Source organism: Halomonas sp. SSL-5 (assembly GCF_030708455.1).
GTDB lineage: Bacteria > Pseudomonadota > Gammaproteobacteria > Pseudomonadales > Halomonadaceae > Halomonas.
In genome coordinates, this window is sequence record NZ_JAUYWF010000004.1 from 286970 (window position 1) to 304999 (window position 18030).

20 protein-coding genes are annotated in these 18030 nt (G+C 68.7%); 9 read left to right on the top strand and 11 right to left on the bottom strand.

The genetic code is table 11. The features are described 5' to 3' along the window. Nucleotides 1–2: 2 nt before the first annotated feature. Nucleotides 3–335, bottom strand: coding sequence for a YqcC family protein (locus RAN53_RS06620; protein ID WP_305796020.1), 333 nt, complete (start codon nt 333–335; stop codon nt 3–5). A 261-nt stretch (nt 336–596) separates the two neighbouring features. On the opposite strand from RAN53_RS06620, the gene RAN53_RS06625 reads away from it, so the two are divergent. From RAN53_RS06625 to RAN53_RS06640, 4 genes are all read left to right on the top strand, one after another. Continuing rightward, nucleotides 597–1616, top strand: a complete 1020-nt coding sequence (locus RAN53_RS06625) for a DUF3549 family protein (protein ID WP_305796021.1) — start codon at nt 597–599, stop codon at nt 1614–1616. A 24-nt stretch (nt 1617–1640) separates the two neighbouring features. Beyond that, nucleotides 1641–2078 (top strand): ATP-dependent zinc protease, encoded by a 438-nt coding sequence (locus RAN53_RS06630; RefSeq protein WP_305796082.1) that lies wholly within the window; start codon nt 1641–1643, stop codon nt 2076–2078. Between the two features lie 30 nt (nt 2079–2108). After that, nucleotides 2109–3017 (top strand): 30S ribosomal protein S6--L-glutamate ligase, encoded by a 909-nt coding sequence (rimK, locus tag RAN53_RS06635; protein WP_305796023.1) that lies wholly within the window; start codon nt 2109–2111, stop codon nt 3015–3017. Between the two features lie 122 nt (nt 3018–3139). Next, nucleotides 3140–3589, top strand: a complete 450-nt coding sequence (locus RAN53_RS06640) for a hypothetical protein (protein ID WP_305796024.1) — start codon at nt 3140–3142, stop codon at nt 3587–3589. A 58-nt stretch (nt 3590–3647) separates the two neighbouring features. Here the strand turns inward: RAN53_RS06640 and RAN53_RS06645 are convergent, their stop codons facing one another. The 8 genes from RAN53_RS06645 to RAN53_RS06680 all read right to left on the bottom strand — a co-directional run bounded on the left by RAN53_RS06645 (nt 3648) and on the right by RAN53_RS06680 (nt 11077). Next, complete coding sequence (locus tag RAN53_RS06645) at nt 3648–4373, bottom strand: vancomycin high temperature exclusion protein (protein WP_305796025.1); 726 nt, start codon at nt 4371–4373, stop codon at nt 3648–3650. A 71-nt stretch (nt 4374–4444) separates the two neighbouring features. Beyond that, nucleotides 4445–5017, bottom strand: coding sequence for a putative Fe-S cluster assembly protein SufT (sufT, locus tag RAN53_RS06650; RefSeq protein WP_305796026.1), 573 nt, complete (start codon nt 5015–5017; stop codon nt 4445–4447). Between the two features lie 37 nt (nt 5018–5054). Further along, entirely contained in the window at nt 5055–6311 is a 1257-nt protein-coding gene (locus RAN53_RS06655; protein ID WP_305796027.1) for a cysteine desulfurase, read from the bottom strand. 58 nt (nt 6312–6369) lie between these two features. Beyond that, nucleotides 6370–7731 carry a Fe-S cluster assembly protein SufD gene (gene sufD, locus RAN53_RS06660; RefSeq protein ID WP_305796028.1) on the bottom strand — a complete coding sequence of 454 codons (1362 nt, stop codon included), beginning with the start codon at nt 7729–7731 and terminating at the stop codon, nt 6370–6372. After that, the gene (sufC, locus tag RAN53_RS06665) at nt 7728–8480 is read right to left on the bottom strand and encodes a Fe-S cluster assembly ATPase SufC (protein WP_305796030.1); all 753 of its coding nucleotides are present in this window, start codon (nt 8478–8480) and stop codon (nt 7728–7730) included. The genes sufD and sufC overlap by 4 nt, the downstream gene beginning before the upstream one ends. A 73-nt stretch (nt 8481–8553) precedes the next feature. After that, nucleotides 8554–9996, bottom strand: a complete 1443-nt coding sequence (sufB, locus tag RAN53_RS06670) for a Fe-S cluster assembly protein SufB (protein ID WP_305796031.1) — start codon at nt 9994–9996, stop codon at nt 8554–8556. 72 nt (nt 9997–10068) lie between these two features. Then, on the bottom strand, nt 10069–10533 hold the full coding sequence (locus RAN53_RS06675) for an SUF system Fe-S cluster assembly regulator (RefSeq protein ID WP_161432605.1): 465 nt from the start codon (nt 10531–10533) through the stop codon (nt 10069–10071). Between the two features lie 205 nt (nt 10534–10738). Next, nucleotides 10739–11077, bottom strand: a complete 339-nt coding sequence (locus RAN53_RS06680; protein WP_305796032.1) for a zinc ribbon domain-containing protein YjdM — start codon at nt 11075–11077, stop codon at nt 10739–10741. 131 nt (nt 11078–11208) lie between these two features. Here RAN53_RS06680 and RAN53_RS06685 point away from each other — a divergent pair, with 131 nt between their 5' ends. Both RAN53_RS06685 and RAN53_RS06690 read left to right on the top strand, forming a co-directional pair. Continuing rightward, entirely contained in the window at nt 11209–12117 is a 909-nt protein-coding gene (locus RAN53_RS06685; protein WP_305796033.1) for a complex I NDUFA9 subunit family protein, read from the top strand. Nucleotides 12118–12228: 111 nt separating this feature from the next. After that, nucleotides 12229–13323, top strand: coding sequence for a histone deacetylase (locus tag RAN53_RS06690; protein WP_305796034.1), 1095 nt, complete (start codon nt 12229–12231; stop codon nt 13321–13323). A gap of 33 nt (nt 13324–13356) precedes the next feature. Here RAN53_RS06690 and RAN53_RS06695 read toward each other — a convergent pair whose 3' ends face one another. Then, a complete protein-coding gene (locus RAN53_RS06695) occupies nt 13357–14115 on the bottom strand; it encodes a VIT1/CCC1 transporter family protein (protein WP_305796035.1) in 759 nt (252 codons plus the stop codon). 121 nt (nt 14116–14236) lie between these two features. Here RAN53_RS06695 and RAN53_RS06700 point away from each other — a divergent pair, with 121 nt between their 5' ends. The 3 genes from RAN53_RS06700 to RAN53_RS06710 all read left to right on the top strand — a co-directional run bounded on the left by RAN53_RS06700 (nt 14237) and on the right by RAN53_RS06710 (nt 17064). Beyond that, entirely contained in the window at nt 14237–15295 is a 1059-nt protein-coding gene (locus RAN53_RS06700) for an SO_0444 family Cu/Zn efflux transporter (RefSeq protein WP_305796036.1), read from the top strand. A 69-nt stretch (nt 15296–15364) separates the two neighbouring features. After that, nucleotides 15365–16609, top strand: a complete 1245-nt coding sequence (locus RAN53_RS06705) for a M20/M25/M40 family metallo-hydrolase (protein ID WP_305796037.1) — start codon at nt 15365–15367, stop codon at nt 16607–16609. A 206-nt stretch (nt 16610–16815) separates the two neighbouring features. After that, a complete protein-coding gene (locus RAN53_RS06710) occupies nt 16816–17064 on the top strand; it encodes a hypothetical protein (RefSeq protein ID WP_305796038.1) in 249 nt (82 codons plus the stop codon). Nucleotides 17065–17125: 61 nt separating this feature from the next. Here RAN53_RS06710 and RAN53_RS06715 read toward each other — a convergent pair whose 3' ends face one another. After that, the gene (locus tag RAN53_RS06715; protein WP_305796039.1) at nt 17126–18028 is read right to left on the bottom strand and encodes a ribose-phosphate diphosphokinase; all 903 of its coding nucleotides are present in this window, start codon (nt 18026–18028) and stop codon (nt 17126–17128) included. Nucleotides 18029–18030: the final 2 nt, after the last annotated feature.

Below are 18030 nucleotides of genomic sequence, written 5' to 3' on the forward strand. Positions count from 1 at the left end.
CCTCAGTTCTCGGTGACCAGCCGGTCGATCTCCTCCACCGCCTGGCGAAGCAGCAGGCGGTCGCTGGCGCGCATCCCCGCCTCGGCCAGGTAGGTGTCCAACATCGGGGCCACCTCGCAGCGCGCCGGCAGCGGCGCCCGGCGCTCCACCAGGGCATCCAGCCGGGGGATGAACACGAAGCGCATCCACTGGGGCAGCGCCATGGTGTCGACGCAGAAGGGCTGCTGGCTGTGGAACGCCGCGGGGTCGGGGGTGGCCATGCGCCACAGGCCGGCCGCCTTCATGGTCGCCTCGAGCCGGCGCAGGGCCTGGTCGAGTTCGTCGTGAACCGTCATCGGGAAACTCCATTCGCGTGTGCTCCCATTATCCCGTCCCCGGCGGCGAGTGGCCACCCACCGACCCGCTCTCCACGCCCCCATTCACAGTTTCCGTGAACGGGGCTGTGGATAACCACTGGAAAGAGTTCGCCAGCCCCGATGTCATGGGCAGTGCCGCCCGGCGATCAAGATTTGACCATCGCCACGGGAACCGCGGCGTACCTGCTGACAGCCCACCGGTGCCGCGGTAGAGTGCACGCTCTGACAAGCGGAGATGCCATGCAACCCATCCACACCCTTCACGACTTCTTCGTGCGCAGCGGTGCCGAGGTGCGGCTCTACCACCTGGGCCGGCGCGTCGAACCCTGCGAGATGTCGACCCTGGCGGCCCTGGAGGCCGACCAGGCGCCCTGGCCCGCCCCCTGGCAGGGCCAGGCGCGGCTGGGCCTGGTCTTTCGCCTGGGCGACATGCAGGACCCGCTGATCTGGTTCCTGGCCCTGCCCCTGGACGAACAGGGCCGCCTCGACCCGGCATCCCGCGATGCCTTCGTGCAGCGGCTGCTCGAGACCCTGGGCCATAGCGTGGCCAACGTCGGCCGCGAGGACGGTGCGGCGGTGGATAACCTGATGAAGGACAATCCCCTGGCCTTCACCCCCTCGCTGCCCTTCCAGGCCATGCTCCACGCCCGCGCCAGCCAGGACCTGGGGCGCCCGGCCAGCCAGCACCTGGAGCCGGTGGAGGCCTATCTGAGCGGCCAGCAGGCCCTCGACTGGCAGGCGCTGGGGCTCCAGGGCCTGGCCGACTTCGCGGTGCGGATGGGCGACGAGGAGCGCCGGCAGCTGGCTCTGCGGCTTCCCGCGCTGCCCCACGAGGTGCTCACCTCGCTGTGCTACTGCCTGGAGCATGTGGCCATCGACGCCGAGCTGGCCGCGGCGCTGCGCACCCGGGGCGAGGCGGCGGCGGCCGCGGGCGATGTGGAGGGGCTGTGCGCCTGCGTGCGCGCCGCCTCGGGCAGCGCGGCTGCCGGCGCCTGGTTCGACAGCCTGCTGGCCGATGCTCACGCCTGCGGCCCCGACCTGCTGGCGGCCATCGCCGCGCGCGGCTGGTCCCTCCTCGAGGATGGCCAGCGGCTGCCGCGCTACCTGGAGCGCCTGGCCAGCTGCGAGCAGGCAGACTTCATGAGAGTGGCCCGCGACCTGGCCCTGATTCCCAGGCTGCGACTGCCGGTACTGATGACCCTGCGCGAGGCGCCCGCCGACTCGCCCATCGGCCGACGGCTCGCGGCCCTGACGCGTTGAAGGCGAGAACGACCCATGACGATGATGAAGGAACTGCCCTATACCCCCAAGGCGGTGATCGGCCGCCGCGAGATGGTCGAGCTGCCGGAGATGCACCTCGTGCTGTGCGCCAAGGCGGATACCGGGGCACGCACCTCGGCGCTGCACGCCGAGGACATCGAATCCTTCGAGGAGGACGGCCACCTGTGGGTCAGCTTCACCACCCGCAGCGGTGGCCCGGAGACGCCGCCCCATGTGTTTCGCATGCACCTCCACGATCGCCGCAAGGTGCGCAGCTCCAACGGACAGGCGGAGTGGCGCTACGTGATCCGCACGCCCATGCGCCTCGGCTCGCTTACCTACCAGGTGGAGCTGTCCCTGACCGATCGGCGCGACATGCGCCACCCCATGTTGCTGGGCCGCCGTGCCCTGCGCCGCCTGCTGGTGGCGCCCGGCGCCGCCTTCCTGCACGGCGAACCCTGAACCGACCGGCCACCGCCCCGGAGCTACTCGATGCATATCGCGCTGCTGTCACGCAACCGTAACCTCTACTCCACGCGGCGCCTGGTGGAGGCCGCCGAGGCGCGCGGCCATACCGCCCGGGTGGTCGACACCCTGCGCTGCTACATGAGCATCGCCGCCCACCACCCCTCGATCCACTACAAGGGGGAGGAGCTGGAGCCCTTCGATGCGGTGGTCCCGCGCATCGGCGCCTCGGTCACCTTCTACGGCTGTGCGGTGCTGCGCCAGTTCGAGATGATGGGCACCTATGTGCTCAACGACAACGTCTCGATCACCCGCTCCCGGGACAAGCTGCGCTCGCTGCAGCTACTGTCGCGCAAGGGACTGGGACTGCCGATCACCGGCTTCGCCCACTCCCCCGACGACATCCCCGACCTGATCACCATGGTCAAGGGCGCCCCGCTGGTCATCAAGCTGCTCGAGGGCACCCAGGGCATCGGCGTGGTGCTGGCCGAGACCAATCAGGCGGCAGAAAGCGTGATCCAGGCCTTCATGGGCATGAAGGCCAATATCATGGTCCAGGAGTACATCAAGGAGGCCCGCGGCGCCGATATCCGCTGCTTCGTGATCGGCGACAAGGTGGTGGCGGCCATGAAGCGCCAGGCTGCCGATGGCGAATTCCGCTCCAACCTGCACCGCGGCGGCACCGCCAGCGTGATACGCATCACCCCGGAGGAGCGCTCCACGGCGATCCGCGCCGCCAAGGCCATGGGCCTGAGGGTGGCCGGCGTCGACCTGTTGCGTGCCAATCACGGCCCGGTGATCATGGAGGTCAACTCCTCCCCGGGCCTGCAGGGCATCGAGAGCGCCACCGGCAAGGATATCGCCGGCCTGATCATCGAACACCTGGAGAAGAATGCCGCCCCGGCCCGCAAGGCACCACCTAAGCCCAAGGGGTAATTGCCAGTTGTGCACAGGCCAGGCCCAATGGGCATCGCGGATTCCACACTTATTCCAGTCCGGGGGTAGCAAAACAGTGTTTCCCCGGCCACAATCTGCGTCACCAAAGGGGGTGACCGCTCATGTTTCTCGACAATCGCCAGGTGGCGATGGACAGCGTGCTGGAAGCGCTGGCCGACAGCATCGACTACTTTCAGGACAATCTGGAGCGCCTGCGCCCATCGCTGCGCGACGCTCTCAAGCCGCACTATGAGGCGCGCAGCCGGTCGATGCGCGAGCTGCAGGAGCTCGCTCGGGAGCACCTCAACATGCTGCCCCGGGACGCCGATGTCGAACGCGACGACTACATGTGGCTGTGGAGCCGGCTGAAGAGCTTCGTCGGCAACGAGAGCCAGGTGGTGATCGGCGAACTGCTGGAGCAGGAGCGCGTGCTGATGCAGGCCCTCTCCAACCTGATGACTCACCCCCTGCCCGATGCCCTGGAGCCGACGGTGGAGGAGTGCTGGAAGGGCTGCCGGGCGCTGATCCGCGAGCTCTACGCCCTGCAGAAGACCCACGCCAAGCGGCGCTGAGGGCTCCTGACCAAGGGGCGCTGAGGGCTCCTGGCCAAACGGCGCTGAAGGCTCCTGCTCAGCGCCGCTCCGCTGCCGGTCCCGGCGTATCGATGGCCCAGCCCCGCTGCGCGGCCTGGGGCACGATCTCCAGCGGCTCCCGGGGCCCCAGGAAGTGGGGCTCACGCCCCCACAGGTAGAGATCTCCCAGGGTAGCCAGCCGCGCCACCCACTCCCGCGCCGCCAGGCGCCACTGCCCCTTGACCCGGTGTGACGACACCGCGCAGCCCTGGGCCTCGATGCCCAGCGCCTCGGCGATGAACAGCGCCCGCGGCAGGTGCCAGGCCTGGGTGATCAGCAGCCCACGCTCCACGCCGAACACCGCCCGCGCCCGGGCCAGGGTATCGAAGGTGCTGAAGCCGGCGTAGTCCAGCGTCATGGCGGTTTCGGGCACCCCGCGACCGCGAAGGTCGCGCCACATGGTGATGGGCTCGTTGTAGGAGAGGGTGCGGTTGTCGCCGGAGAGCAGCAGGTGGTCGACCCGATCCAGGCGCAACAGCCGCGCCGAGGCGCTCATGCGCGCCTCGAAGTAGGGATTGCGGACACCGCTGCGGGTCCAGTGGGAGGTGCCGAACACGATGCCCACCCGCTCGGCACGGCACAGCGGCAGCTCATGCTCGATGCGCTCACGGGTCTGGCCCAGCACCCAGAGGTTGGCGACCAGCAGCAACAGTGCCGCCAGCAGCACCGCCGTGCCCAGCGCCATCAGGATGGCCCGGAGGACCCGCCACGCTGACCACTTCATCGGCATCTCCTGTTCCCTGTGCGCCCGGCACACCCCGGTCGATCACCGCAGGACGCCTCGGGCGCGGGCCGCTAGAACATGCCGAGCTCGAGCTTGGCCTCGTCGCTCATCATCTCACGACTCCAGGGCGGATCGAAGACGATCTCGGTGTGTACCTTGCTGATCTGGGGGGCGCCGAGGATCTTGTTGCGCGCATCGGCGGCGATCACGTCGCCCATGCCGCAGCCCGGCGCGGTCAGCGTCATGCGGATGGTGACGATGCGCTCGCCGCTGATCAGTCGCTCGAGGCGACAGCCGTAGACCAGCCCCAGGTCGACGATATTGACCGGGATCTCGGGGTCGAAACAGGTGCGCAGCTGGTCCCACACGAACCGCTCGATCTCCTCGTCGGAGGCGTCCTCGGGCAGGGTCGGACGCGGCAGCGCCTCGAGGCCCAGGGCATCGAGGTTGGCGCCCTCGATCAGGTAGAGGCGCCCCTCGAAGCCGACGCTGACCGTGCTGCCCTTGGCCTGCATCACGTTGACCACGCTGTCCTCGGCGAGGGTCACGGTCTTGCCGAAGGGAATGGAGATCACCTCCACGTCGCGGTGCAGGGGCAGCTCCTGCCCCTTGTGGAGGCTCGCTATCTGCTCGATATCGCTCATGGCGTTCCTTTTCTGGCGGTTCCCTGGCCGGCAGTGGTTACCTGACCATGCCGATGACTCGCTCCAGGGCCTCGGCGAAGACGTCGATCTCTTCCAGGGTGTTGTAGGCGGCGAACGATGCCCGGCAGGTGGCGTCCACGCCGAAGTGGGCGAGCAGCGGCTGGGCGCAGTGGTGGCCGGTACGGATCGCAACCCCGAGCTGGTCGATCAGCAGGCCGATATCCTGGGCATGGGCGCCGTCGACCACGAAGGAGAGCACCCCCGCCTTGTCCGGGGCGGTGCCCAGGATGCGCAGGCCGTCGATGGTGGAGACCCGCTCGGTGGCGTGGGCCAGCAGCCGCCCCTCCCAGGCGCCGATGGCGTCGAGGCCGACGCCGGCCACCCACTTCAGGGCCTCGCCCAGGGCGATCACCTCGGCGATGGCCGGGGTGCCCGCCTCGAACTTGTGGGGAAGCTCGGCGAAGGTGGTGCCGGCCTCGAAGGAGACGGTGGCGATCATCTCGCCACCGCCCTGCCAGGGCGGCATCGCCTCGAGCAGATCGGCCTTGCCGTAGAGCACCCCAACGCCGGTGGGGCCATAGACCTTGTGGCCGGAGAAGGCGTAGAAGTCGGCGTCGATGTCGCGCACGTCCACCGCCTGGTGGGGCGTGGCCTGGGCGCCGTCAACCAGGATAAGCGCGCCGTGGGCGTGGGCGATGGTCGCCATCGCCTTGACCGGGTTGATCGTACCGAAGGCGTTGGAGACGTGGTTGACCGCCACCAGTCTCGTGCGCTCGGTGAAGAGCGCACGGTAGGCGTCGAGGTCGAGCACGCCGCGTTCGTCCACCGGGATCACCTTGATGGTGAAGCCGAGCTCGGCGGCCAGCAGCTGCCAGGGCACGATATTGGAGTGGTGCTCCAGGCGCGAGATCAGCACCTCGTCGCCGGCCTTGAGGTTGGCGCGCCCCCAGCTGTTGGCCACCAGGTTGATCGCCTCGGTGGTGCCGCGGGTAAAGATGAGCTCGCGGGTCTCGGCCGCGTTCAGGAAGCCGCGAACCGTCTCCCGGGTGCCCTCGAAGGCCGCGGTGGCCTCGTCGGCCAGGGTGTGCAGGCCGCGGTGGATATTGGCGTTGTAGCCCCCATAGTAGGCATCGAACGCCGCGATCACCTGGCGCGGGGTCTGGCTGGTCGCCGCATTGTCGAGATAGACCAGCGGCCTGCCATGCACCTGGCGGGACAGGATCGGGAAGTCGGCGCGGATCGCCGCGACGTCCAGGGTCGGGGTCGCGGGGGCGCGAGTGGCCAGGTCGGTCATGGCAGGCTCCTCCTCAGGATGGCGCGGTCGCTCTCACTCATCGTCCTTACTCATCACCCTATTCATCACCCAAGGCCACGGCGGCTTCCACCAGCCCGGCCAGGTTGAAGCGCTCGGGCAGCTTGCCGGCCACGGCGAGCTCAACGCGCTCGGCGATGGCATCCAGGTTCACCTCCTCCAGCACCTCGCCGGCGAAAGCCAGGGTCAGCAGCCCGCGGGCGGTCTGGCGATCGATGCCGCGGCTACGCAAGGCGTAGACCGCCTCCTCGTCGAGCTGGCCGGTGGTGGTGCCGTGGGAGCACTTGACGTCATCGGCGTAGATCTCGAGCTCCGGCTTGGCGTCGATCTCGGCGCGGTCGGAGAGCAGCAGGTTGGCGTTGCTCTGGAAGCCCTCGATCTTCTGGCTGTCGCGCTTGACCACCACCTTGCCGTTGAACACGCCATGGGCGCGATCGTCGAGGATGCCCTTGTAGTTCTCGTTGGAGAACGTAAGGGGCGCGTTGTGGTTGGCCAGGGTGTGGCTGTCCACGTGCTGGCGGCCCTGGCCGTAGAACAGGCCATAGAAGTCGCAGGTGGCGTTCTCGCCGTTCAGGTCGCTGATCAGGTCGGTACGCACCAGGGCGCCGCCCAGGTTCAGGTTGAACGAGGTATAGCGGCTGTCGCGGGCCTGCTCGACGTGGATGGAGGCCACGTGCAGGTCGGCAAGCGGCGACTCCTGCAGCTTGTAGTGGGTCAGGATGGCATTGCGCTCGAGGATGATCTCCTCCACCAGATTGGTGAAGTTGGCGGCCTCTTCCTCGCCCACGTGGTGCTCGACCAGGGTCGCCTGGCTGCGCCCGCCGGCCTGGACCAGGATGCGCGGATGGCTCATCACCGGCTGCGCTCCGTTCCTGGAGAGGAACTGCAGGATGATCGGCTTCTCGACCACGGTGCCCGGCGCCAGGCGCAGCACCGCGCCCTCCTCCATGAAGGCGGTATTGAGCGCCGAGAAGGGCGAGAACTCGACCCCGGTGAGGCGTCCCAGCGGACCACCCACCGCCTCGTGGTTCTCCTCCAGGGCCGCCGAGAGCGGCACCAGGCTGACACCCGCCGGCAGGTCGTCGAGCCGCGACAGGGCCGGGGCGAAGACGCCGTCGACGAAGGTCAGCCGGTGCGCATCGATGGGCAGGGTCAGGGCCGCCGCGCCCGCCTGGGAGAACTCGGCATCGCCGGCCAGGGCGAAGTCGCCCCGGGCGATGGCACGAACATCGGTGTACTTCCACGCCTCGTCGCGGCGCGTGGGGAAGCCCATCGCCTCGAAGCGGGCCGCACCCGCCTGGCGCCGGGCGGCGATCCAGGTCGGCTCCTGGCCCCGAGTCTCGAGGCGGCCGGCGCGGAACTCGGCCAAGCGGTCGAGAAAACGCTGTGTCTCTTCACTCATGCGGCAGACTCCTCCAGCACCCAGTCGTAGCCACGGGATTCGAGTTCGCGCGCCAGTTCCGCGTCGCCGCTCTTGGCGATGCGGCCGTCGATCAGCACGTGCACGCGATCGGGCACGATGTAGTCGAGCAGGCGCTGATAGTGGGTCACCAGCAGGATGCCACGGTCCTCGGCGCGCAGGCTGTTGACCCCGTCGGCCACCACGCGCAGGGCGTCGATGTCGAGGCCGGAGTCGATCTCGTCGAGCATGGCGAGCTTCGGCTGCAGCACCAGCATCTGCAGGATCTCGTTGCGCTTCTTCTCGCCGCCGGAGAAGCCCTCATTGACGGAACGCTGCAGGAAGCTGGCGTCCATCTGCATCTCGGCGATCTTCTCCTTGATCAGCTTGAGAAACTCCGGGGCAGGCATCTCGCCCTCGCCGCGGGCCGCCCGCTGGGCGTTGAGCGCCGACTTGAGCAGGTAGATGTTCTTCACCCCGGGGATCTCGACAGGGTGCTGGAAGCCCAGCAGCAGGCCGGCCTGGGCGCGCTCCTCGACCTCCATCTCCAGCACGTCCTGGCCCTCGAAGGTGATGGAGCCCGAGGTGACTTCGTAGCCTTCCTTGCCGGCGATCACCGAGGAGAGGGTCGACTTGCCGGCCCCGTTGGGGCCCATGATGGCGTGCACCTCACCGGCATTGATGGCCAGGGAAAGGCCCTTGAGGATTTCCTTGCCCTCGACCGTGACGTGCAGATCCTTGACTTCGAGCATCGTGATTACCTTTTCGATTCGGGCGGGCCGCCGCCGCGGCCCGCCACGGTGAATTCATTGCCTGGAGGGCGACTCAGCCCACGGAACCCTCGAGGGTCACGCTGAGCAGCGCCTCGGCCTCGACGGCAAACTCCATGGGCAGCTCCTGGAAGACGTCCTTGCAGAAGCCATTGACGATCATGCTCACCGCGTCCTCCTCGGAGATGCCGCGGCTCTGGCAGTAGAACAGCTGGTCCTCGCCGATCTTGGAGGTGGTGGCCTCGTGCTCCACGGTGGCGGTGCTGTTGCCGATCTCCTGGTAGGGGAAGGTGTGGGCGCCGCACTTGTCACCGATCAGCAGCGAGTCGCACTGGGTGAAGTTGCGTGCCCCCTTGGCCCGCGGGCCGATTTTCACCAGGCCACGGTAGGACTGGTTGCTGCGGCCGGCGGAGATCCCCTTGGAGATGATGCTGGAGCGCGAGCCCTCGCCGATATGGATCATCTTGGTGCCGGTATCGGCCTGCTGACGGCCGTTGGTCACCGCCACCGAATAGAACTCGCCCTTGCTGTCCTTGCCGCGCAGCACGCAGGAGGGATACTTCCAGGTAATGGCGGAGCCGGTCTCGACCTGGGTCCAGCTGATCCGCGAGCGGTCGCCACGACAGTCGCCGCGCTTGGTGACGAAGTTGTAGATGCCGCCCTTGCCATCCTCGTCGCCGGGATACCAGTTCTGCACGGTGGAGTACTTGATGTAGGCGTCATCCAGCGCCACCAGCTCGACCACCGCGGCATGCAGCTGGTTCTCGTCACGCATCGGCGCGGTGCAGCCCTCCAGGTAGGAGACCTGGGCGCCCTCCTCGCAGATGATCAGGGTGCGCTCGAACTGGCCGGTGTTCTCGGCGTTGATGCGGAAATAGGTGGACAGCTCCATGGGGCAGGTCACGCCCTTGGGCACGAACACGAAGGAGCCGTCGGTGAACACCGCGGAGTTGAGGGCCGCGAAGTAGTTGTCGGTCTGGGGCACCACGCTGCCCAGGTACTGCTTGACCAGCTCCGGGTACTCCTTCACCGCCTCGGAGATGGAGCAGAAGATCACGCCGGCTTCGCCGAGCTTCTCCTTGAAGGTGGTGGTCACCGAGACCGAGTCGAACACCGCGTCCACCGCCACGCCGGCCAGGGCGGCACGCTCGTGCAGCGGTATGCCCAGTTTCTCGTAGGTCTCGAGCAGCTTGGGGTCCACCTCGTCGAGGCTCTGGGGACGGTCCTCGTCACGCTTGGGGGCGCTGAAGTAGGAGATGGCCTGGTAGTCGATGGGCGGATAATCGAGGTGCGCCCAGGAGGGCGGCGTCATCTTCAGCCAGGCGCGATAGGCCTTGAGGCGCCACTCGAGCATCCACTCGGGCTCGCCCTTCTTGTTCGAGATGAAGGCGATGGTGTCCTCGTCGAGACCGGGCGGTAGCGTGTCGCTCTCGATGTCGGTCACGAAGCCTTCCTTGTAGTCGCGACGGACCAGCTGTTCCATTTCCTGACTTGCCATGATCTCTCCCCTCCCGGGCGGTTGGGCCGGCGAGGCGCGCTCGCCGATTGAATCCGATGAAACTCGAGTGGCTCAGGCCGTGTCGGCGGCCAGGCTCACGCTCTGGATGGGCAGCTGTACCGGCAGCTTGATCGGCGAGGCACTGGCCAGGTGGGCCAGGGTCACACTGCCGAGCAGGGTGCGCACACCCAGCGAAACACGCTGCCAGTTGTCGGCCACGCCGCAGGTAGCGGCCAGGTCGCAGTCGCCCTCGGCGTGACTGCATTCGGTCATCGCCACCGGCCCCTCGATGGCGGTGATGATGTCGATGGCGGTGATCTCGGAGGCGGGCCGCGCCAGGGAGTATCCCCCCTGGGCACCGCGCCGCGACTCCAGCAACCCCGCCTTGACCAGCATCTTCAGCGTCTTGCTGACGGTGGGATGCGGAAGCTGGACCGCTTCGGCGAGTTCGGCCGCCGCCTGGGGCTGCTCGGGATGACGGGCAATCTGAGCCATCACCACGGCGGCATAGTCGGTCAGCCGCGAGAGCTTGAGCATGACGAGCCTCCTGTCAGCGAGCGGCCCGGCGAAATACCGTGCCTCGATTGCGGACCATTTTAGTCCTGTATGAATTCGATGTGAAGCCCGCGAGACGGTTTCCCTGCCGAGGGGGCAGCTTTACAGCACGATAGGCACCATTCGCATCAAAAACGACTATCGTTCTCATTGGCGCCCGCTATCGCGACCCTTGCCCCGAGCCACCTCATGCCTTCTTCACGAACTCGGACTTCAGCTTCATGGGGCCGACCCCGTCGACCTTGCAGTCGATATCGTGGTCGCCCTCCACCAGGCGGATATTCTTGACCTTGGTGCCCACCTTCACCACCAGGGAGGAGCCCTTGACCTTGAGGTCCTTGATCACGGTGACGCTGTCGCCATCGGCCAGCGGGTTGCCGTTGGCATCGCGGACCTCGAGGGCGTCGTCGTTGTCGACGCTCGCCTCCCCGGACCACTCGTGGCCGCATTCGGGGCAGACATACTGGATGCCGTCCTCGTAGGTATAGGGAGAGGAACATTCGGGACAGGCGGGCAGATCGCTCATGGCGGGCTCCAGGCAGCTGACAGGAAAGCCGCCAAGCCTACACCGCGGCGCCGCGGGTCTCCAGCCGGCACATGACGGCCGCGCCCGGGCCTGGCAGGATTGACGCTCCCCATCGGCGACGAGGAAGCAGCATGCAGGAGCGCCCGACCACGGTATTCGGCGGCACCGGCTTCCTGGGCCGCGCCGTCGTGCGCGAACTGGTGGAGTCGGGCCGGGCGGTACGCATCGCCGCGCGCCACCCACGGCTGCCCGACTGGCTGGAGCCCGGCGATCGCGTCGAGGCGGTGGCGTGTGACATCCGCGACGAGCGCCAGGTGGCCGCCGCTCTGGTGGGCAGTGAGGCGGCGATCAATGCGGTGGGCCTCTATGTGGAGCGCCGGCGTTCTGGCCTGACCTTCGCGGCGATCCACGTGACGGGGGCCGGGCGGGTGGCGAGGCTCGCCCGTGACGCCGGCATCGCACGGCTGATTCACGTCTCGGGCATCGGCGCCAGCACCGACTCCCCTTCCGCCTATGTGCGCGCCCGCGCCGCCGGCGAGGAGGCCGTGATCGAGGCGCTGCCCAAGGCGATCCTGCTGCGCCCCGGGGTGCTGTTCGGCCCCGACGACGCCCTGCTGGCCAACCTCGCCCGCCTGGTACACCTGCCGCTGGTGCCGCTGTTCGGCCGCGGCACGACCCGCCTGCAGCCGGTCCATGTGGACGATGTGGCCCGCGCGGCGGTGCGCCTGACGGCCTCGCGGCCCGTCGCCCGGCGGCTGTTCGAGCTGGGCGGCCCCGAGGTGCTCAACTACCGTGAACTGGTCGAACGGGTGGCGGCCCAGCTCGACCGCCAGCCGCGACTGCTGCCTCTGCCCTTCCTCGCCTGGCACCTCGCCGCGCTCCTGCTCGCCCCGCTGCCCTCGCCGCCCCTGACCCGGGACCAGGTGTGGCTGATGCAGCGCGACAACCTGGCCGACCCTGACGCGGGGAGCTTCGCCGACCTCGGCATCGTGCCGCGCACCCTCCACGACAGCCTGGCGCGCTGCCTCTCCGAGCGTTGACGCCCGGCCGCGTCAGGCGACCCGCGGCCCGGACGCAATGCCACCTTCGCGACTATGCTAGGTGGGTGGGCCCACCCCAAGTGAGGCCTCGGCCATCAGGGAGCCTTAGCCGTGAGCGACCAAAACCGGGTGATCGCCTTCTATGACGAGCGCATGCTGGCCCACGAACCGAATATCGAGGCGCCCTTCCTGCCGGGGCGTATGGACACGCGCATCCGCTCACTGCTCTCGCAGTTGGGGGTGCCCTGGAAGTATCCCGAACACTCCGCCAGATTGACTGCCATCCGGCACCTGCTGGAGCTCGAACCGGTCCCCGGCGTGCGCTTCGAGGCGGGCGTGGCGGCGACCCGGGAGCAGCTGGCACGCGTCCACACCCTCTCCTACCTGGACAGCATCTACCGACTGCGCGGCAAGAGCGCCTGGCTGGACGTGGACACCACGGCGGTGTCCCCGGGCAGCGTCGAGGCCGCCGAGGTAGCCGCCGGTACGGCGATCGCCGCCGTGGAAGCGGTGATGACGGAACGCACGGAGAGCAGTTTCGCCCTGGTGAGGCCGCCGGGCCATCACGCCGAGCCGGTGCGCGCCCGGGGCTTCTGCCTGTTCAACAACGTGGCGGTGGCCGCCGCCCATGCCCGCGCGGAACTGGGCTGCGAGCGGGTGATGATCATCGACTGGGACGCCCACCACGGCAACGGCACCCAAGACATCTTCTGGACCGACCCCGACGTGCTGTTCCTCGACATCCACCGCGCCGCGCCCTTCTACCCCGGCACGGGCAGCCTCGAGGAGGTCGGGGTAGGCCTCGGCGATGGCACCAACGTCAACGTCCCGATGCCTGCCGATGCCGGTGACGCCGCCTACCTCAAGGCGTTCCGCGAGATACTGATACCCGCGGCAGAGTGGTTCCGGCCGGACCTGATCCTGGTCTCGGCCGGCTTCGATCCCCACGCCCACGACCTGGCATTGAATGTCTCCTACGACGGCTTCGCCGCCCTGACCGGCATCCTCCAGACACTGGCCCGCCAGCAATGCGGGGGGCGGCTGGTCTTCGTGCTGGAGGGGGGCTACAACCTCATCTCCCTGTCACGCGGGGTCCGCTCGGTGCTGAAGGTACTGGCCGGCGAGGCGCCGCCGGAACCCGGCCGGCGCGGGGTGGCGGAAGTGGAGGCCGCCGCGGCCTTCCACCGCGGCGCCTTCACCCGCTAACTTACTTGACCTCGACCTTGCGCCGGTTGGCCCTCACACGCTGACGCCGAACAGCGCCTGGGCCAGATGCCCGGTCAGGAAGGCCAGCCCCGCCGCGGCGCCCCCCATCAGCAGGGTACGCACCCCGGAGGCCAGCACCGGCTGGTGGTAGACCAGGCTCTTGCCCATGCCGATCAGGAAGAACATCACTCCGGCGAGTGCGAGGCTCGCCAGGAACTGGGCATTGGCGGCCAGGCCGGGCACGGCGTAGGGCAGCAGCGGTACCGCGCCCACCAACAGGAAGGCGATGAAGGTCACCAGTCCCGAACGCAGGGGGCTCAGCCCCTCGGTCTGCAGGCCGTGCTCCTCGCGCAGCATGGTCTCTACCCACAGCTCGCGGTCGCTGCAGATGGTCTCCACCACTCGTTCGAGGGTCTCCCCCGCGAAGCCCTTGGCGATAAATATCTGGCGGATCTCCTCGCGCTCGCCGTCGGGGATCATCTCGATATGGTAGTGCTCGTCGCGGCGCACCCCGTCGATATGCTCGCGCTGGGCCTTGATCGCCTCATAGTTGCTGATCGCCATGCTGAAGCCATCGGCCAGCAGGTTGGCGAACCCCAGCACCAGCGCCACGCTGGCCGAGAAGCCGGCACCGAAGGCACCGGAGACCACCGCGAAGGTGGTCACACAACCGTCGATGCCGCCGAGGATGGCGTCGGGCAGGCTCTGCCCGGCGTTGCCGCCCTGCAGCCGCCGGCGAATCGCCTCCGGGTGGTGCTCCGCCTCCAGGTCGCCATGCTTGTGCCGTTCCATGCGAGAGCTCCTCTGCATCGTTATCTCAAGCTTGGCATATCCGCTTGCGCCGGGCAGCCACTGCTGAGTGGGGTCCCGTGCATGGTAAGCTGGGCGAACACCCTCACGGGAGCCCATCACCATGTCGCTGCTTCATGCCATCCTGCAGGTCGCCCTCTCGGCCGCCCCCTGGCTGCTGCTGGGCCTGACCATCGCCGGCCTGATCAAGGCGCTGCTCCCCGAGTCGCTGCTGCAGCGCTGGGTCGGCGGCCGCGGCGTGGCCAGCGTGGCCCGCGCCGCCATCATCGGCGCCCCGCTGCCGCTGTGCTCCTGTGGCGCCATTCCCACCGCCCTGGCACTGCACCGGGGCGGCGCCGCCCGCGGCCCGACCACCGCCTTCCTGATCGGCACCCCGGGCATCGGCGTCGACTCGCTGGCCATCAGCTATGCCCTGCTGGGCCCCTTCATGGCCGCGGCCAGAGCCCTCACGGCCGTGATCACCGCCATTGCCACGGGGCTGCTGGTCGGCACGACCGCAAGCGTCGCCCCGTCCAGCGCCGCGGCACCGTCGGCAAGCGCCGGCTGCTGTGCGAGCGGCGGCTGTGCCGGCTCGAGCAGCCAGCCCGAGGGTCCTGAGCCCCTGGCCCGGCGCCTGGCGGACGGGCTGCGCTACGCCTTCGGCGACATCCTCGATGATATCAGCCGCTGGCTGCTCGTCGGCCTGGTGGTGGCCGGTGCACTGATCGCCCTGGTGCCCGCCGAGCAGCTTGCCACCTTCGGCAGCGGGCTCCCCGCCATGCTGTTGATGGCGGTGATCGGCATTCCCATGTACCTGTGCGCCACCGCGGCCACCCCCATCGCCGCCGGCCTGCTGCTGGCCGGCGTTTCGCCCGGTACCGTGCTGGTCTTCCTGGTGGCCGCCCCCGTCACCAGCCTGGCCACCCTGGGCGTGCTGCGCCGGGAACTGGGCGGCCGCGCGCTGATCGCCTACCTGGCAGGCATCCTGACCAGCGTGATACTGCTGGGGCTGGGCATCGACGCCCTGGCCAATGTCTGGCAACTGAACATCCCGGATCAGGTCGAGGGGGTGCAGGAACTGCTGCCCGAATGGCTGGAAGCGACGGCCCTGATGGTGCTGCTGGTGCTCGCCGTCAAGCCGCTGCGCCGGATGCTGGGCGCCCGCCTGCTCCGGCACGCCTGATCCACGTCTCGATAGCCATCACGACCCGGGCGCCTTTCATTTCGCCCGGCATGCAAGGAGAACCAACGAATGAGCGATACCCCCTGGACGTCCGCCATGCCCGAGGAACAGTTCGCGCTGATGCGCGAGATCCTCGCCGCCCCGAGCCCCGTGGGACTCGAAGGCGCCATGACCTACGGCGTGCTCAAGCCCCATTTCGAGCGCTTCGCCCCCGAGGGCTGGCAACTGCACCAGTTCAAGGGCCACGCCGGCGTGGTGCTGGACACCCACCCCGGCCGCGACGACCTGTTCAAGGTGATGATCATCGGCCACGCCGACAAGATCCGCATGCAGGTGCGCTCCATCGGCGAGGACGGCAAGATCTGGATCAATAGCGACTCCTTCCTGCCCAACGTCCTGATCGGCCACGAGGTGACCCTGTTCAGCGAGGACCCGGAGGCACCGGGAAGCTACCGGCGCCTCCAGGGCGGTACCGTGGAGGCGCTGGGCGCCATCCACTTCTCCGATCCCGCCCAGCGCGATGGCAGCAAGGGCATCAAGAAGGAGCAGCTCTACCTCGACCTGCAGATCCACGGCGACAACAAGAAGCAGCAGGTGGAGAACCTGGGCGTGCGGCCCGGCGACGCCATCCTGCTGGAGCGCCCCATCCGCCACGGCTTCAGCCCGGACACCTTCTACGGCGCCTACCTCGACAACGGCCTGGGCTGCTTCGTCACCGCCGAGGTGGCACGGCTGATCGCCGAGGCGGGCGGCACCGATAAGGTCAGGGTGATGTTCGCCATCGCCAGCTACGAGGAGATCGGCCGCTTCGGCAGCCGGGTGCTGGCCGGGGAGCTCGAGCCCGACGCCATCATCGCCGTGGACGTCAACCACGACTACGTGGCCGCCCCCGGCATCGGCGACCGGCGCATGCAGCCACTCGAGATGGGCAAGGGCTTCACCATGTCGGTGGGTTCCATCGCCAGCGAGCAGCTCAACCGCATCATCGAGAGCACCGCCCGCGAGCATGCCATTCCCATGCAGCGCGACGTCGCCGGCGTCGACACCGGCACCGACGGCATGGCCGGCGTGCTCGCCGCGGTGGATTGCGTGGCCACCTCCATCGGCTTCCCGATCCGCAACATGCACACCATCTCGGAGACCGGCAACACCCGCGATGTGGTGGCGGCGATCCACGCCATCACCCGCAGCCTCCAGGCCCTGGACGCCCTGCCCGACCCGCACCGCGAGTTCCTCGACCACCATCCGCGCCTCGACGAGGCGTCCGACCTTGCCCACCGTGGCGGCGAGAAACCGGCGGACCAGCCGGGCTGATCGACGCACCGCGACAGCGGCCGGTATGCCCGCCACAGGGCCCGCACGCCTGGCGTGCGGGCCCTGTCGTTTGCGGCATCCATCATGCCGGCGAGGAATGATGCACCGGCGTTATGGGAGGTGTGACAACGGCATCCACAATCGCTCAGGAGATCCCCCGCGCAGGGCTATGATGGGTCCCACAGTCACCAGCCAGTGAGAGCGTCATGCAACCCTTCCTCGTCGACGTCTACGCGATCCATCCCCGCGGCCATGAGCAGCACCTCGGCGGCGGCATCTTCCATGCCACCAATGCCGGCGAGGCCGAGGAACTGGCCACCCGCGAATACTGGCAGGAGCGGCTGGCGGATCAGGGCTTCGATATCGGCTTCCAGACCGACCAGCCCGAGACCGGCCACAAGGTGATGAGCCTGGAGAGCCTCAAGGCCTTCATGCAGCGCCCCGCCTTCACCTGACCCGACATCCTGTCCCGCACGACCGCGCCGCCCCCAGGGCGGCGCGGTCGTTCTATCGGAGTTACCACAGCCCGGCCAGGGCCTCGGCCAACGCCGGCGCCATGGCGATGGCGTTGCTCTCGTGGGCGATGCAGTCGGTACTCCACACCTCCCCCACCCCGGCCGCGCGAATCACCGCCAGGGCGTCCCCGGCGAACAGCGCATGGGTCAGGGCCACATCCACCGAGGCCGCGCCCGCCGCCAGCAACGCGTCGGCGGCCCGGCCCACGGTATGCCCGGAGCTGGCCACGTCATCCATCAGCACCACCTCGCGACCCGCCACGGGGAGCTCCGGCAGGTGGATCGTCACGTCGCGGTCACCGCGACGCTCCTTGCGACACACACCGAAGTCGCCGCCGGTGACCGCCGCGGCCTGGGCCACCCACTGTCTCGCCTCCTCATCCGGGCCCAGCAACAGGGCCCCGGGGCGCTTCTCGGCGATCAGCTCGGCCAGGCGCGGCGCGCCGGAGAGCGCGATGGCGTGGGTGAGGGGGATCGCCTGATCGAGGCGCTCGATGCGGTGCAGGTGAGGGTCCACGGTGATCACGGCGTCGAACAGCTCGGCCAGGAAGCCGCCGACGATGCCCTGACTGACGATCTCGCCGGGATGGAAGGCGATGTCCTGGCGCATGTAGGCGAGATAGGGCGCCACCAGTATCAGGCGCGCCACGCCCTGGCGGCGGGCGTGGCGCGCCAGCAGCAGCAGCTCCACCAGCTTGTCGTTGGGCCGATCCAGGCTGCGATAGACCACCAGGGTCTCGGGCAGGCCACCCTCTCCCGGGGGCAGGGTCAGCTTGAGCTCGGCATCGGGGAAGCGATGGCGTTCGACGGCCAGCGCCGGTAGCCCGGCGGCGACCGCCAGGCGTCCGGCGGCGGCGGCCTCGTCGGCGAAATGCAGCAGTGCACGTGCCTTGTCTCGACTCACGG

Bases quoted from the DNA above. Each gene is read 5' to 3' on its own strand.
- RAN53_RS06640 (WP_305796024.1), top strand. From the start codon at position 3,140: ATGTTTCTCGACAATCGCCAGGTGGCGATGGACAGCGTGCTGGAAGCG.
- RAN53_RS06645 (WP_305796025.1), bottom strand. From the start codon at position 4,373: ATGAAGTGGTCAGCGTGGCGGGTCCTCCGGGCCATCCTGATGGCGCTG.
- sufB (WP_305796031.1), bottom strand. From the start codon at position 9,996: ATGGCAAGTCAGGAAATGGAACAGCTGGTCCGTCGCGACTACAAGGAA.
- RAN53_RS06705 (WP_305796037.1), top strand. From the start codon at position 15,365: ATGAGCGATACCCCCTGGACGTCCGCCATGCCCGAGGAACAGTTCGCG.
- RAN53_RS06630 (WP_305796082.1), top strand. From the start codon at position 1,641: ATGAAGGAACTGCCCTATACCCCCAAGGCGGTGATCGGCCGCCGCGAG.
- sufT (WP_305796026.1), bottom strand. From the start codon at position 5,017: ATGAGCGATATCGAGCAGATAGCGAGCCTCCACAAGGGGCAGGAGCTG.
- RAN53_RS06680 (WP_305796032.1), bottom strand. From the start codon at position 11,077: ATGAGCGATCTGCCCGCCTGTCCCGAATGTTCCTCTCCCTATACCTAC.
- RAN53_RS06625 (WP_305796021.1), top strand. From the start codon at position 597: ATGCAACCCATCCACACCCTTCACGACTTCTTCGTGCGCAGCGGTGCC.
- sufD (WP_305796028.1), bottom strand. From the start codon at position 7,731: ATGAGTGAAGAGACACAGCGTTTTCTCGACCGCTTGGCCGAGTTCCGC.
- rimK (WP_305796023.1), top strand. From the start codon at position 2,109: ATGCATATCGCGCTGCTGTCACGCAACCGTAACCTCTACTCCACGCGG.
- RAN53_RS06700 (WP_305796036.1), top strand. From the start codon at position 14,237: ATGTCGCTGCTTCATGCCATCCTGCAGGTCGCCCTCTCGGCCGCCCCC.
- sufC (WP_305796030.1), bottom strand. From the start codon at position 8,480: ATGCTCGAAGTCAAGGATCTGCACGTCACGGTCGAGGGCAAGGAAATC.
- RAN53_RS06655 (WP_305796027.1), bottom strand. From the start codon at position 6,311: ATGACCGACCTGGCCACTCGCGCCCCCGCGACCCCGACCCTGGACGTC.
- RAN53_RS06710 (WP_305796038.1), top strand. From the start codon at position 16,816: ATGCAACCCTTCCTCGTCGACGTCTACGCGATCCATCCCCGCGGCCAT.
- RAN53_RS06685 (WP_305796033.1), top strand. From the start codon at position 11,209: ATGCAGGAGCGCCCGACCACGGTATTCGGCGGCACCGGCTTCCTGGGC.
- RAN53_RS06620 (WP_305796020.1), bottom strand. From the start codon at position 335: ATGACGGTTCACGACGAACTCGACCAGGCCCTGCGCCGGCTCGAGGCG.
- RAN53_RS06675 (WP_161432605.1), bottom strand. From the start codon at position 10,533: ATGCTCAAGCTCTCGCGGCTGACCGACTATGCCGCCGTGGTGATGGCT.
- RAN53_RS06695 (WP_305796035.1), bottom strand. From the start codon at position 14,115: ATGGAACGGCACAAGCATGGCGACCTGGAGGCGGAGCACCACCCGGAG.